This is a genomic window from Bacillus sp. TE9106W (assembly GCF_054062215.1).
Map to the genome: position 1 here is coordinate 378,560 of NZ_JBSSFA010000001.1, position 13,873 is coordinate 392,432.

15 protein-coding genes are annotated in these 13,873 nt (G+C 35.4%); 5 read left to right on the forward strand and 10 right to left on the reverse strand.

Going from position 1 to position 13,873, the window contains the following annotated elements:
* Positions 1 to 98 precede the first annotated feature (98 nt).
* Complete coding sequence (locus ACVWY7_RS02095; protein ID WP_000513903.1) at positions 99 to 1,424, reverse strand: MFS transporter; 1,326 nt, start codon at positions 1,422 to 1,424, stop codon at positions 99 to 101.
* A gap of 360 nt (positions 1,425 to 1,784) precedes the next feature.
* On the opposite strand from ACVWY7_RS02095, the gene ACVWY7_RS02100 reads away from it, so the two are divergent.
* Positions 1,785 to 2,474: a type 1 glutamine amidotransferase domain-containing protein gene (locus tag ACVWY7_RS02100; RefSeq protein WP_000728527.1), complete on the forward strand. Its 690-nt coding sequence runs from the start codon at positions 1,785 to 1,787 to the stop codon at positions 2,472 to 2,474.
* Between the two features lie 42 nt (positions 2,475 to 2,516).
* On the opposite strand, the gene ACVWY7_RS02105 is transcribed toward ACVWY7_RS02100, so the two are convergent.
* From ACVWY7_RS02105 to ACVWY7_RS02125, 5 genes are all read right to left on the reverse strand, one after another.
* On the reverse strand, positions 2,517 to 3,155 hold the full coding sequence (locus ACVWY7_RS02105) for a TetR/AcrR family transcriptional regulator (protein WP_001233031.1): 639 nt from the start codon (positions 3,153 to 3,155) through the stop codon (positions 2,517 to 2,519).
* 155 nt (positions 3,156 to 3,310) lie between these two features.
* Positions 3,311 to 3,973, reverse strand: coding sequence for a type 1 glutamine amidotransferase domain-containing protein (locus tag ACVWY7_RS02110; RefSeq protein ID WP_105989284.1), 663 nt, complete (start codon positions 3,971 to 3,973; stop codon positions 3,311 to 3,313).
* A 106-nt stretch (positions 3,974 to 4,079) separates the two neighbouring features.
* Positions 4,080 to 4,304: a spore germination transcription factor GerE gene (gerE, locus tag ACVWY7_RS02115; protein WP_000659484.1), complete on the reverse strand. Its 225-nt coding sequence runs from the start codon at positions 4,302 to 4,304 to the stop codon at positions 4,080 to 4,082.
* A gap of 165 nt (positions 4,305 to 4,469) precedes the next feature.
* Positions 4,470 to 5,765 (reverse strand): purine/pyrimidine permease, encoded by a 1,296-nt coding sequence (locus ACVWY7_RS02120; RefSeq protein WP_073522061.1) that lies wholly within the window; start codon positions 5,763 to 5,765, stop codon positions 4,470 to 4,472.
* A 97-nt stretch (positions 5,766 to 5,862) separates the two neighbouring features.
* A complete protein-coding gene (locus ACVWY7_RS02125; RefSeq protein ID WP_000312230.1) occupies positions 5,863 to 7,104 on the reverse strand; it encodes an amidohydrolase family protein in 1,242 nt (413 codons plus the stop codon).
* A gap of 181 nt (positions 7,105 to 7,285) precedes the next feature.
* On the opposite strand from ACVWY7_RS02125, the gene ACVWY7_RS02130 reads away from it, so the two are divergent.
* Complete coding sequence (locus ACVWY7_RS02130; RefSeq protein WP_000038792.1) at positions 7,286 to 7,471, forward strand: PspC domain-containing protein; 186 nt, start codon at positions 7,286 to 7,288, stop codon at positions 7,469 to 7,471.
* A gap of 48 nt (positions 7,472 to 7,519) precedes the next feature.
* On the opposite strand, the gene ACVWY7_RS02135 is transcribed toward ACVWY7_RS02130, so the two are convergent.
* A complete protein-coding gene (locus ACVWY7_RS02135) occupies positions 7,520 to 8,092 on the reverse strand; it encodes a helix-turn-helix domain-containing protein (RefSeq protein WP_000658049.1) in 573 nt (190 codons plus the stop codon).
* Positions 8,093 to 8,192: 100 nt separating this feature from the next.
* Here ACVWY7_RS02135 and ACVWY7_RS02140 point away from each other — a divergent pair, with 100 nt between their 5' ends.
* Positions 8,193 to 9,158, forward strand: a complete 966-nt coding sequence (locus tag ACVWY7_RS02140) for a DMT family transporter (protein WP_001201652.1) — start codon at positions 8,193 to 8,195, stop codon at positions 9,156 to 9,158.
* Positions 9,159 to 9,301: 143 nt separating this feature from the next.
* Positions 9,302 to 9,967: an aquaporin gene (locus ACVWY7_RS02145; RefSeq protein ID WP_000913202.1), complete on the forward strand. Its 666-nt coding sequence runs from the start codon at positions 9,302 to 9,304 to the stop codon at positions 9,965 to 9,967.
* Between the two features lie 59 nt (positions 9,968 to 10,026).
* On the opposite strand, the gene ACVWY7_RS02150 is transcribed toward ACVWY7_RS02145, so the two are convergent.
* The 3 genes from ACVWY7_RS02150 to ACVWY7_RS02160 form a co-directional block, all read right to left on the reverse strand.
* Entirely contained in the window at positions 10,027 to 10,458 is a 432-nt protein-coding gene (locus ACVWY7_RS02150; protein WP_000512998.1) for an Rrf2 family transcriptional regulator, read from the reverse strand.
* A gap of 118 nt (positions 10,459 to 10,576) precedes the next feature.
* Entirely contained in the window at positions 10,577 to 11,797 is a 1,221-nt protein-coding gene (locus ACVWY7_RS02155; protein ID WP_001225000.1) for an ABC transporter permease, read from the reverse strand.
* A gap of 2 nt (positions 11,798 to 11,799) precedes the next feature.
* Positions 11,800 to 12,684, reverse strand: a complete 885-nt coding sequence (locus tag ACVWY7_RS02160) for an ABC transporter ATP-binding protein (RefSeq protein ID WP_000058137.1) — start codon at positions 12,682 to 12,684, stop codon at positions 11,800 to 11,802.
* Positions 12,685 to 13,028: 344 nt separating this feature from the next.
* On the opposite strand from ACVWY7_RS02160, the gene ACVWY7_RS02165 reads away from it, so the two are divergent.
* On the forward strand, positions 13,029 to 13,856 hold the full coding sequence (locus ACVWY7_RS02165) for a 5'-nucleotidase, lipoprotein e(P4) family (RefSeq protein WP_144507691.1): 828 nt from the start codon (positions 13,029 to 13,031) through the stop codon (positions 13,854 to 13,856).
* Positions 13,857 to 13,873 lie beyond the last annotated feature (17 nt).

Sequence of the window (13,873 nt, forward strand, 5' to 3'; positions counted from 1 at the left end):
GACCTTTTTTATTTTGCTCCTTTTTTTCATAATTTGCAAGACAGAAAAATAACCGACCTTCTATAGGAAAGTCGGCTTCTTCTATATAAAGCACATATTTAATGCTCCATCTTTTTTCGGAAAGAAGACATTCCTATTAATAAGAAGAAATGAGCAGAAATTAACATGACGATTGAAATAAAATTCAAACGATAACTATTTGTGGATTCCATAATTTTGCTCGCTACAGCTGGTCCAAATGCCATACCGAAAAAGTTAATTAAATTATATAAACCAAGACCGACTCCAACTTTAGCTACATGTAATGTTTTGGGTATAAATGTGTTCAATGATACTTGAATGGCAGAATAACTCATAAACGTTAAAATAATCGCCAATACAATAACGACTATACTTCCATTCGGAATAAACCCTAAAATTAAAAAGCCAACAATCATAATGACAGACGCCACATAAATCATATTCACATTTCCAAACGAAGGGATAATCTTTCCAGTAATAAAACTAGACACAATACCGAAAAGTGATGCAACAAATAATACAATTCCGATAACAAACGGCGACAATCCGTGTACTCTTCCTAACAGTAATGGCAATAATAATAAATTAGCACATAACGCAACATTAATTATAAATCCGACTGTTATTAAACGAAGAAATGCTTTGTTCGAAAATAACTCAATATCGATAAATGGGTGCTCCGCTTTCTTCATACGAACCGTGAATAAAAATAAGGAAATTATCGATAACACAAATAGCCAACTATTCATATTAACACCTACCAAAACAGTCGTAATAAATACAAATAGTAACGCCGCTCCAATGTAATCAAAATAAAACGCTTCATCCGTATGATGCGCTTCTCCTGGCATAAATTTTATAAGCAAGAAAATCCCCAATACTGAGATAATCATAAATAAAAATAAATATGGCCACCCTAGTGTATTTGTAATAGCCCCACCAACTAAAGGACCAATACCAACCGCTAACGCAATAGAAGAACTAATCATCGCTAAAGCACCAGGCTTCTTAGCAGGAGCAACTAATTTTGCTACCGCAATCATACTAAGCGCAATAAACGCCGCGCCCCCACTCGCCTGCACTAATCTTGCAAAAATGACAATCGCATATGATTGATTTACAAATCCAATAATCGAACCCGCTACAAATATGATGATTGAAATAATTAATAGTTTTTTCACACTATAACGATCAGCCAGTTTCCCATATATCATCGAACCAATACCGACAACTAAGGAGTAACCTACTACAACCCAACTTACTTTTGATTGGCTAACGGATAAATCATGAGCCATATCCTCTAACGCAACATTAAATAAAACCGCATTCACCGGTCCTAATAAAACGATAAAACATAATGTGAAAACAAACCATTTTGAATGGTTACTTCTATCTTTCCCCATGTGTAACACCTCTCCTGATTGTAGTAACTGTAAATGAAAATAAAGTTGTTTAGCGCTTCTATCGCTGCTAAACAACTTCATCAAATGTATACATTTATCGCGCGACAAATTGAATTTGAAACGAAACATGTACGTTGTTCGATATTCATGGAACTATCATAGTTTCAGCATTCCAGTTTGTCAACGAAAAATATACAAAGTAAACTAATTTGGTGTTTTTAGTTTACTTTGTTTAAAATTTGTTATACACTAATTTCGAATCCGATATAAGGAGGGCTGACATGGTTATTCAAATTTGCAATTTCTAACTTAATAAAATAATAAACTTTTATATAGAAGAAACATTACAGGAGGATTATGATGAAGAAAAAAATGTTAGTTGTATTAACGAGCGTAGAAAAATATCCAAATTTAAATCGGGCTACTGGCCTTTGGCTTGGCGAAGTTGTCCATTTCGTTAAAAAAGTTGAAGAAGCTGGTTACGAAGTAGATTATGTTAGCCCACAAGGTGGTTATACACCGATTGATCCGCATAGCTTAGCAATGGCGGAGAGCATCGATTGGGAATGGTATCAAAAGAAAGAATTTATGAATCGTCTCGGTTCTACAATGAAACCGAGTGAGGTGAATCCGGAAGACTATGCTGTTATTTATTACGCAGGTGGTCACGGTGTGATTTGGGACTTCCCAGAAAATAAAGAACTACAAATGATTAGCCGTAACATTTATGAAAATGGCGGAATCGTTTCCTCTGTTTGTCACGGAGCTGCTGGTTTATTTCATATCACATTAAGCAATGGGGATCGTTTAATTAGTGGTAAAAAAGTAACAGGATTCTCGAATGAAGAAGAGAAACTAGCTGAATTAGATCAATTTGTTCCATTTTTAACAGAAGATGAACTCATTAAAAATGGAGGACTTTACGAAAAAGCTGCAGAGCCTTGGGAAGCTTTCGCTGTAGAAGATAATCGTGTTATCACTGGTCAAAACCCAGCTTCAGGTGGTGCAGTAGCTGAATTAGTATTACAACACGCAAAAAATAACATGTAATAAAAAAGCAGGTTTTCCATTACTATAGGAAAACCTGCTTTTTTACGAAATCATTTGCAAAATAGCAATAACTTCTTTTTCAATTTCCGAATCATCAATTGCTGCTATATACTCTGGTTTAAAAAGTTGATACTTCTTTAGTTGATAAAAATCAAGTATCGCTTTCTTTAACGTAATATCGTACTGAATACAAAAAGAATGATCTATAATACGCCTTAACATCACATCATCTTGCACCATAAATAATTGTGCGTTCATCTTATTAAAGTAGCCTTGTTCCATACCAGCTTCAAAAAACATTTGCAAATTATGATTACGATTTTGTTGTGCAGCGACTAGTTGATCAGATAAGTGTGGATATGCTTCTTTCAAATCTTGTAAAAAGACATCAGAAATATATGTCACACATTTTAAAGAGTGAATAAACGTCTTTTGGAAACGTTCTGCAAAAGACATACTTTCATCTTGATTATACGCATCCCCTTCAAGAAGGTAGTTCATAAAATCTTCTACCACGGCTTCAATAATCTCGTCTTTTGAAGAAAAACGTTTATATAAAGTAGCTTTACTAATATCCATATACTTCGCAATTTCATCTATTTTCAATTGACTAAAACTCGTTTTTCTAATAACAGGCTTTATTTTATTAATATAAGTGTTTGCACACGCAACTTTTCTCATTAAAAGAGCCTCCCCTTTTGTCCATACAAAATAGTATAGCAAATTCACGATTAATTATAAATGAAGTCACTATACTCAATACATCTTTTTAGTTTAAGGGGTCATTTATACTATAGCAAAATGCCCGCTACCTTTATGAGTAACGAGCACTTTTTCTATACTTTATTTACAGCTCTTCTTATCGCTTTCCCTATTTCCATGCTAGACTGTGGATTTTGCCCTGTAATTAAACGCCCCTCTACTACAACATGCGGCGTGAAATTTGGAGCCACATAAAACAAAGCTCCTTCTTCTTTCAATTTACTCTCTAATAAAAACGGCACTCGCTTTTCTAAATGCACAGCTTTTTCCTCATCATTTGTATAACCTGTTATACGCTTACCGGCAACAAAAAACAAGCCATCTTTATTTTTCACACCGACTAAAGAACTTACTCCGTGACAAACAGCCGCCACAATCCGGTTATTGTTGTACATATTCTCAATCAAATTTGCAACATATGGATTACCTGGAAAATCTACAATCGCTCCGTGCCCACCACCAAATAAAACTGCATCATAATCCGAAAAATGAACCGTTGAGATCGGATTCGTATTTTGCAACAAAGATGCAACATGCTTAAACTCACGAGGTATCCCGTTCGGAATAGACACTCTATCAATCGGTACTCTACCACCCTGTATCGACACAATATCAACATCGAACTTAGCTTTTTTAAATACATTATAAGGAGCTGCGAGCTCTTCCAACCACAAACCAGTCGAGTGTCCATTCATATCATGAGCGCTTGTTGAAACCAACAATATCCTTTTCAACATATCCCCTCCTTACTACCCTATTTATGTATGGAGTGTTCTTATCATTCATATAGCGTATGAAACAAACAAAAAAATAGCCGACTCTTTATATAAGTCGGCTTTCTTTTTATAGTTCGAGCTCTCCCATGCGAAGAAGCTCAACAACTGCTTGTGAACGTCCTTTAACTCCTAGCTTTTGCATTGCGTTTGAGATGTGGTTACGAACTGTCTTTTCACTGATAAAAAGTTCACCTGCAATTTCCTTCGTTGTTTTATCTTGAACCAGTAATTCAAATACTTCTCTCTCTCTCTTTGTGAGTAAAGGTTTAGATTGATACGCTTTTTCCTTCAACTGGTATAACCCTCCTTGCTTAAGCCAGAGCTGTGTATGTGTAAGTTGGGTGTTTATTTAGTCAAGATATTGTATGAACGAAATGTGCGGGTGGTGAATGAAAATGGGCTTTATTTCACATGTTATTTTAGACTTTTATACAGTGCGTACACTCTTTGTATCCACTTATTTCCCGATGCGCCATATTTGTTCTAGCAATATACTTACAACAGTACCTACAAATAAACCATTCCCGAATATATATTGCATAACAGACGGCAAGGACTGGAGCGCTCCAGACGGTAAAAACATAACGCCGCTGCCAAATAATACTGCAATGCCTAAAATTGTTACATTCCTTTCATTAAGCTCCACTTGTTTTATATTATTTAACCCAATTCCAATTAACTGTACGAAAGAAGCCATTAAAACCGCAGATGCAACAGCGGACGGTAAAGATGCTAAATAACGAATAATACTTGGAAACAGCGACATTACAACTAGTAACATACATGCTAGTAAGAACGAACGTATATATTTTTGTTTCGTTAAACGTATAAATCCTGCCGTTGCCGGTAATGGCACGACACCTACAGTTGAAAATATGGAAGAAATGATATGCGAAATGCCTCCAATCCACGTTCCATCCTTCAACTGCTTCTGTTCAATAGTCGCTTTTTGAATGGTAGCTTGATTAATTGCTATAATAGCTGCCACTGTATTTGAAACTAAAATACATACCATAACGAAACTTGATACTGCCATACCTGTATTCCATTTTGGAAGTCCCCAAGCAAATATTTGCGGAAGTTGCACAAAATGAGTTACTTGAGATGGAATCGTAACTTTTCCTGCAATTAGAAAAAGAATCCACCCACTAATTAAACCTATTAAAACCGCGTAACTTTTGACAAAACCTTTTCCAAAATTAGATAGTATCATAACGAAAAGAAATATACTAAACGCAATTATCGTTGTAAATCCATCAATTTGAGAAGCAGTAGCAGTAATTCCTAACATCCCTTTTAAAAATACACCGCTTAATTGTAAGCATAATAAAAGTAAAAACGTCCCTGTCACAAGCGGCGTAAACAAAAATAAAATACGTCCGATAAAACCTGTTACGCCTAATCCTATTAAAATAACACCGGAAATTATCATTCCTAATTCTAAAATTTGCAACGTACTATGTAATTGATCTTGTCCGGCCGTTGCGTAAGCAAGTACGGTAAATACGCCAACCCAAGATCCAGCTGGCCCGTCCGCAATTGGGAGTCTATGTCCAAGCCACCCTTGTAAAAAAGAAGATATACCAACTACAAAAAACGTACGCTGCATTAAATAAAATATTTCTTCCGTCGTAAGATGAAATAATCCGCCAACGACAATTGGTAGTGCGATTGAATTCGCTAATAAAAATATAAACCATTGCAAAGTTCCCATAATATGATTTTGATTATGTTGATTGCCCAAATTTTTCATCCCTTCTAGCTTCCTTATAAAAAACATATTGTAAGCATAAAAAAGAAGGGTTCTACACTCACAATTAGAACCCTCCCAAAACATTTAAACGATTCCTTTACACAAGATTATTTAATTCCACCTCATTTAAACTCCCAACAACAACATTCCCTTTATGCACGACTAAACGCTTTTCTGTTTGACGCGCTACCGCTTCAGCAGTACATGTTGCATTTGTCAAAACAAAACTCGCTTCATCTCCTACATTCGGCCATGCTCGCTTCCCTTCATTGTTTAACGTTTCTTTCCCTCCCGTAATAAAGCGAAGAGCTTTTCCTAAAGACCTTTCATCACTCCATCCAAAACGTTCCGCTAATCGATTTGCCTTTTGCAGCATATCACCCGTTCCAAACGGTGACCAATGATCTGTAATACTATCGTTTCCTAATGAAACTTTCACACCTTTTTTATCTAATAACGGAATTGGAATTACTTGTTTCCCAATTGGAACCGTTGAAGTAATATCAATGTTTAAAGCAGCTAGTCTTTCTGCCACTTCTTCAGCTTCTTTATCCGTAACACCACCAAGTCCAAGCGCATGACTAATCGTTACGCGCCCTTGCCATCCCGCTTCCTCTGTTAAACTTGCCAATCTTTTCATCGTAAACGTTCCAAGATTGTTCGCATCATGCAGATGAATATCAACATCCGCATTAAATTCTACCGCGATATCCATAATGGTATGTAATGATTTTTCAATATCATTATCCACTGTAGCTGGATCCACTCCACCAACTAGTTGCGCACCCATACGCATCGCATCTTTCACGAGTTGCACAGAATTACTGCGCAATAATCCATGTTGCGGAAACGCAACGATTCTACCAGAAACTTGATTTTTATATGTTTTCAATGCCGCTAACGTCGCCTCCAAATTACCAAGTCCAATAATCGGATCAACATTACAATGCGTTCTTATATTCGTCGCACCGTTTCGAAGCAATAACGCTAGCATATTTTCCGCTCTATCTTGAGCAGTTGCTAGTTGCTTTGGCAAAATCTTTTCTTCTTCTTTAAAACGTGTAAAGATACTTTCTGCTGGCATACAAGCTTTCCACGGGCCACTATAATAAGTTTTATCAATATGAATATGCATCTCTTCAAAAGTCGGTAAAATTAATAAGCGATTGGCATCAAGAATGAGTACTCCTTCCTCTTGAACAGCCCCAGCTATAATTTTTTTAATTCGACCATCCTCAATAAGTAAACTACATAATTCTGTTTCTGTTCGGGAAATTATCCCCTCTTCATATGTATATCCCGATTCAAGCATTACATTAGTCAACCAATATACTGCCATCTCTATTTCCTCACCCCTTATTAAAAGTTATTCCTCTTACTATAAGTTTAATATCAACTGAAAATTAAGACAATTAATTTGACTACCTCTAAAAAAATGTCATACAACCTCATAGTCTTCTCATAAATTTCCATATAGAATAGAAGTATATAGTTTGCTATAAAAAGGAGTTGATCGTAATATGTCAAAAAAATTATATAAATCCGAAACTGATAAAATGTTATTTGGTGTATGTGGTGGTTTAGGAGAATATTTTGATATTAGCTCTACTCTTATTCGCATACTTTGGGTTATTGCTATTTTATGTTTTGGGACTGGTTTTTTAGTTTATTTCATTTGTTTATTACTTATGCCGCGTTCGTACTAGTGACATTATGCATAAAAAATCACCTATAGCATTCTATAGGTGATTTTTTCACGAAGAATATTTCATCGTTAAATGTAATACTGCCACTTCATCTTCTTCATTCTTATAACTATGTTTCTTATTCGCTTCAAATTGAATGGAGTCAAACTCATTTAATTCGTATACATCGCTTTCTACTTGAATCGATACTTTTCCTTTCATTACCGTTACAAGCTCAATAGCACCTTCATGATGGGCTTCTGGTTCATATATACTATTCGCCCTTAAACAAGCACGGTGCATTTCCATCCCCGTTTCTTTCGTATAACGGAACATCGTTTCTAGATGCCATGCTTGTCCTACATCTACTGCAAATCCTTCTCCGCAGCGCGCAACCGCTACAGGTTCTCCAACAACCATCAATCTCGATAAAGGAATCGATAACCCTTTCGTTATTTTCCAAATGACAGCTAACGTCGGATTCGTTTCGCCTCTTTCAATCTTTCCTAATGTTAATTTACTAACCCCTGTTTTTTGAGCTAATTCTTCTAAACTTAATTTTTGTTCATTTCGAATTTGTCTTAATAGCTGACCTACTTGCTGAATGACTTCTTTCGTTTGCATATCTTCATGTTCTTTCATCTATAAAACCACCTTAAAGCATAAAATAGTTTACTTTTAAAACATTAAAGTATATTATACTATACATAATCATTTAATTCCAAAAGGAGTGTTATACTTCATGCGCGCAATATTATTAGGACTTTTATCATCGGCCTTTTTTTCTGCAACCTTTATTATTAATAGAGCGATGAATGTATCTGGAACGAGCTGGGCTTGGACAGCTTCCTTCCGTTTTTTATTTGCTCTCCCTATTTTATTCCTTATCGTTTTATTTCGCAAAAACTTAAGGGAGTTATGGGAAGAATTAAAGAAACATCCATTGGCTTGGATCGGGTGGGGTTCTGTTGCTGGTATTGGTTTCTATTCTTTATTAAGTTTTGCAGCTGTCTTTTCTCCAGCTTGGCTCGTTGCTGGAACTTGGCAAGTTACGATATTAGCAGGTTTACTACTATCACCACTATTTTTCGTTAAAATAGAAACGAAATCAGGTACAAAACTTGTACGCGGAAAAATTCCACTTCGTAGTTTATATGTCGCATTATTTATTTTACTTGGTGTAATTTGTATGCAAGCAACTGCTGCAGGTCACATTACAATAACTCAGTTCATTTCAGGGTTTTTACCTGTCGTGTTAGCTGCTTTCTTATATCCGTTCGGTAACCGAAAAATGATGGAACTTGTTGGCGGGCGTCTTGATACATTCCAACGTGTATTAGGAATGGCAATAGGTAGTCTTCCTATAACCATTTTACTTGGTATATACGGATTTTCTACTACGGGTATTCCAACATCGAGCCAAATGCTGCAAGGATTTTTGTTAGCATTATGTTCTGGCGTTATAGCGACAATGACATTTTTCTTTGCTACTGACTTAGCAAAAGATAATCTCGCTCTGCTTGGAGCTGTTGAAGCAACACAAGCTGGAACGATGGTCTTTACCGTGCTTGGCGAAATTGTTTTCTTGAATGGTTCATTTCCCGGCGGGCTTTCCCTACTTGGAATGATTATTATTATGTTAGGAATGGTTGCAAATAGCATTTTAAACCGTTCTGTTCCAGTCGTTAAACAGAAAAAAACAGCATAAAAAAGAGTATGGTTCTATAACAAAGAACCATACTCTTCTTTTATTGTCCCCCTATTTCGCCTTATCAGAATAGTATTTCATTGGCAGTTTATACTAAAACCTATGTTATAATACGTTTCATGCGCAATAATAGGAGGTAAATTATGTTAAAAAAAGCAATCGCTGAATTTATTGGTACATTTGTACTAGTATTATTCGGAACTGGAGTAGCTGTCATTGGCGGCGGAATTGAGGGAATTGGGACATTAGGAATCGCTATGGCTTTCGGTCTATCTATTGTGGCTATGGCATATAGCATCGGAACAATTTCTGGATGTCACATTAACCCCGCAGTATCAGTAGCTATGTTCATCAATAAAAGAATGAACGCTATGGAACTTTGTTATTATGTATTAGCTCAAATTTTAGGTGGTTTATTAGGAACTGCAACATTGGTAACAATTTTACAATCCGCTAAAACACCTTTAGATAATTTAGGACAAAACGGTTTTGGAACTCTTGGTTTATCTGGAGCATTTCTAGTTGAATTTATTTTAACTTTCGTATTCATTTTAGTAATCGTTGCTGTAACAGGTAAAAAAGGAAGTTCTTCTCTAGCAGGATTAGTAATTGGTTTCACATTAGTTTTAGTCCACTTATTAGGTATTCCGTTAACTGGGACTTCTGTTAACCCAGCTCGTAGTATCGCACCAGCTTTATTCGTTGGCGGAGAAGCACTTTCTCAACTATGGGTATTCATCGTTGCACCAATTCTTGGCGGTATCGTAGCAGCTATCGTAGGCAAATTTATTTTAAATACTGAAAAATAGAACTTTCAATATTTCTGAATAAAAAAAGGCGAGCCCTCATTATGAGGATGCTCGCTTTTTTACTCTTTCATTTTAGACTTTAAATTTGTAACTAATTGATCTACCGTTACATTTGCAAGTACGTTTTCCATCGCTTCTTGCGCTTGCATTAAAATAATTTCTAATACTGATTGAATATTAGCTCCTACTGGACATTCAATGTTGGGATTTTCATGGAAGGAAAATAGCTGTCCTTCTTCTACAACTTCCACTGCTTTATATACATCAAGTAATGTAATTTCTTCTAAATCACGAGCAAGTGTCGTACCACCTTTACCAGCTTGTACATCAACAAGTCCTGCTCTCTTCAACATTCCTGTAATGCGACGAATCACAACTGGATTTGTATTCACACTACCGGCAATCCATTCAGAGGTACAGCGAGAGTTTCGATCTATCGCAAGTAATGTCAGCATATGAACACCTACTGTAAAACGACTACTAATCCCCATCTGCACACCCTCCTTTTTATTCATTCTATTAAAAGACGACTCTTATTATTATATACTATTTTTAATTTATACATAAAGAAAAAGCATGATTTCAATCGGAAATCATACTTTTCTCTCATTATTGACGCTTTATAAATTTCGCTAAATCTTTAAATTTCACTTTGTCTGAGTAATTCATTACACCGTTTACGTAAATGCGGCTTGTAAGCATATTGACGATAACAATAGTCACCAATAAAATGACTAACGTCACAATAATTTCTACAGTGCCCGCTTCACCAGATACAAGCCTTGAAAAAGTAACCATAGGTGTAAAGAATGGAATATATGAACTAACTATAGCTAATGTACTATTTGGATCAAATAATGATTTAAGACTAATAAAAAATGCTGCCATACCTAACATTGTAATTGGGAACGAAAGAGATTGTACATCCTCAATTTTTGACACAACAGCACCAACCGCTGCATATAGCATTGCGTATAGTAAGTAACCCGTAACAAAATACACAAAGAACATACTAATTACTACAGCATCCAATTTAGAAAAATCTAGTGTGAGTCCTATTAAAGATGCATTTTCTAAATCTACCCATCCTAATAAATTTGGTACAACAAAACCGAAAGAAGCAATAACAAGTAATAGTAAAGCACTAGAAACAATTGCTAAAATTTTGGCATGTAGCATTGTTAATGGTTTTACTTTCGGAAGCATTAACTCCATAACACGGGATGATTTTTCAGATGCTACAGTTGTTCCAATTGCAGCACCAAAGATAACAATAAACATATATAAAGCAAACGAGAAAACATAGCCAATCCCAAAGGAAGATGCATGATCCTTTACTGCCTCTTGCTTTAACGGAATTTCCATCTGTAACTGCTTTGCTACTTCTGCAGATACGTTATTTTTTTCAATCATTACCGCTGTATACTGTTCCTTCAAATAACTCGCCATAAGTGTAGCAGTTGATTGACTTGGAAAACCACTATACATATACGTCACTTCTGGAATACCATTCTTTTCTGTAATACGGAATAAACCGTCTAAATCCCCATCTTCTACTTGCTTACGTAGCTCATTAAACTTATCCTTATTTTCTACCGTTACTTTAGCAGACGGAAGTAACTTTGCTACATCACTTTCTTGCACTTTATACGTATCGCTTTCTGTTACTACAGCAAATTTATCTTTTCCTTTATCGTTATCAGCTGTGAAATGATTAAAAGCAAAAAGCCCAAACACAACTAAAAATAAAATCGCACTCGTAATTAATGATTTTTTAGATAAAAACGCTTCTCTAAAATAAAATGAAAATACATGTGAAAATTTACGCATTGTTATTTCGCCCTCTCTACAAAGATTTCGTTTAACGTCGGCTCTAACATTTTAAATTGTCTTAAGGTAACACCCTGCTCTTGCAATTGTTGTAAAATGTTGAGAGCTTCTGCATCATCTTGTACTTTTACATAAAGAAGGCCTTGTTGTTTTTCATACGATACATGTATAGCTTGTAACCCCTTCTCATTCTCTTCTGTATCTTCAATCGTTAAATTACGGAAACCATATTCTTTTTTAATATCACTTAACTGGCCTTTTACGACTGCTTCACCTTTTTTCAAAATACATACATGTTGGCAAAAAGCTTCTACTTGTTCCATACGATGACTAGATAAAATAATTGTCTTTCCGCTCTGTACTTGTTCTTCAATAATGCTAGCTAACATCCCAGCGTTAACTGGATCCAGTCCGCTAAACGGCTCATCTAAAATGAGAAGTTCTGGATTATGAAGAAGAGCAGCAATTAATTGAATTTTTTGCTGGTTCCCTTTTGAAAGCTCTCCTGCTGTTTTAAATTTATATTCTGGTATCGCTAATCGATCTAACCAGTGATCAATAGCAAGATCTACTTCTTTTTTCGTCATTCCTTCTAATCTACCAAAATATCGCAACTGGTCTATTACTCTACTTTTTGTATATAAACCTCTTTCTTCTGGTAAGTATCCTATCGTTACCCCACTAGTCCCAAATGGTTTTCCATCCCATGTAATAGAGCCTTCATTAGGCGTTAATAATCCGAGAAGCATTTTGATTGTCGTTGTCTTTCCTGCACCATTTCGTCCAAGTAATCCTAACACTTCACCTTTTGGCAACGAAATTTGCAAGCTGTTAACAGCTTTTGATTCCCCAAATTGTTTCGTTAAGTTTTGAATTTGTAAACTCAAAGTATAAAGCCTCCCCTTTAGTATCATTCATACTCTCTTTCAAAGACTATGTTTATTCAGGATAAAATATAGCACTACACTCCATCCTCTTATTATGTAGCATCTCTCTAATCCATCATTTGTTTCATTTAGTTAAAATTGTAAATAAAATCACATGATTTGTCAATTATAATTGTCATTTCGACAATTAAACTTGTCAAAATAATTCCCATCATTTTTTCTCATCTTTCTAATATAGGACATACTACTATATATACAAAAGACAATATGCAAATGTTCATACAAAAAATATTATTTTTCGATATATAATATTAACTGGTTTTCTAACATCAAGGAGGGTACATATGAAGATGAAGAGGGGCATTACCACTTTATTATCTGTAGCGGTTCTATCTACATCGCTTGTAGCATGTTCAGGAATAACAGAGAAAACAGTGGCGAAAGAAGAGAAAGTAAAATTAACAGACCAGCAATTAATGGCTGATTTATGGTATCAAACAGCCGGTGAAATGAAAGCACTGTACTACCAAGGATACAATATCGGTCAATTGAAGCTTGATGCAGTTCTTGCAAAAGGAACAGAGAAAAAACCTGCTATCGTACTTGATTTAGATGAAACTGTTTTAGACAACAGTCCTCATCAAGCAATGAGCGTAAAAACAGGCAAAGGCTATCCATATAAATGGGATGACTGGATTAATAAAGCTGAAGCTGAAGCCCTCCCAGGTGCAATTGATTTCTTAAAATATACAGAGTCTAAAGGTGTAGATATTTACTACATCTCAAATCGTAAAACGAACCAACTAGATGCAACAATTAAAAATCTTGAGCATGTAGGTGCTCCTCAAGCAACAAAAGAACATATATTACTACAAGACCCGAAAGAAAAAGGAAAAGAAAAACGACGTGAACTCGTTTCTCAAACACATGATATCATCTTATTCTTCGGTGATAACTTATCTGACTTCACTGGTTTTGATGGAAAGTCTGTAAAAGATCGCAATCAAGCAGTAGCAGATTCAAAAGCACAATTTGGTGAGAAATTTATTATTTTCCCTAATCCGATGTATGGTGATTGGGAAGGCGCTTTATATGATTATGATTTCAAAAAATCAGATGCAGAAAAAGATAAAATCCGTCGTGACAACTTAAAATCATTTGATACAAAATAAAGAGGATGGCATTCGCC

Bases quoted from the DNA above. Each gene is read 5' to 3' on its own strand.
- ACVWY7_RS02095 (WP_000513903.1), bottom strand. From the start codon at position 1,424: ATGGGGAAAGATAGAAGTAACCATTCAAAATGGTTTGTTTTCACATTA.
- ACVWY7_RS02100 (WP_000728527.1), top strand. From the start codon at position 1,785: ATGAAGAAAAAAATGTTAGTTGTATTAACGAGCGTAGAAAAATATCCA.
- ACVWY7_RS02105 (WP_001233031.1), bottom strand. From the start codon at position 3,155: ATGAGAAAAGTTGCGTGTGCAAACACTTATATTAATAAAATAAAGCCT.
- ACVWY7_RS02110 (WP_105989284.1), bottom strand. From the start codon at position 3,973: ATGTTGAAAAGGATATTGTTGGTTTCAACAAGCGCTCATGATATGAAT.
- ACVWY7_RS02120 (WP_073522061.1), bottom strand. From the start codon at position 5,765: ATGAAAAATTTGGGCAATCAACATAATCAAAATCATATTATGGGAACT.
- ACVWY7_RS02125 (WP_000312230.1), bottom strand. From the start codon at position 7,104: ATGGCAGTATATTGGTTGACTAATGTAATGCTTGAATCGGGATATACA.
- ACVWY7_RS02130 (WP_000038792.1), top strand. From the start codon at position 7,286: ATGTCAAAAAAATTATATAAATCCGAAACTGATAAAATGTTATTTGGT.
- ACVWY7_RS02135 (WP_000658049.1), bottom strand. From the start codon at position 8,092: ATGAAAGAACATGAAGATATGCAAACGAAAGAAGTCATTCAGCAAGTA.
- ACVWY7_RS02140 (WP_001201652.1), top strand. From the start codon at position 8,193: ATGCGCGCAATATTATTAGGACTTTTATCATCGGCCTTTTTTTCTGCA.
- ACVWY7_RS02145 (WP_000913202.1), top strand. From the start codon at position 9,302: ATGTTAAAAAAAGCAATCGCTGAATTTATTGGTACATTTGTACTAGTA.
- ACVWY7_RS02150 (WP_000512998.1), bottom strand. From the start codon at position 10,458: ATGGGGATTAGTAGTCGTTTTACAGTAGGTGTTCATATGCTGACATTA.
- ACVWY7_RS02155 (WP_001225000.1), bottom strand. From the start codon at position 11,797: ATGCGTAAATTTTCACATGTATTTTCATTTTATTTTAGAGAAGCGTTT.
- ACVWY7_RS02165 (WP_144507691.1), top strand. From the start codon at position 13,029: ATGAAGATGAAGAGGGGCATTACCACTTTATTATCTGTAGCGGTTCTA.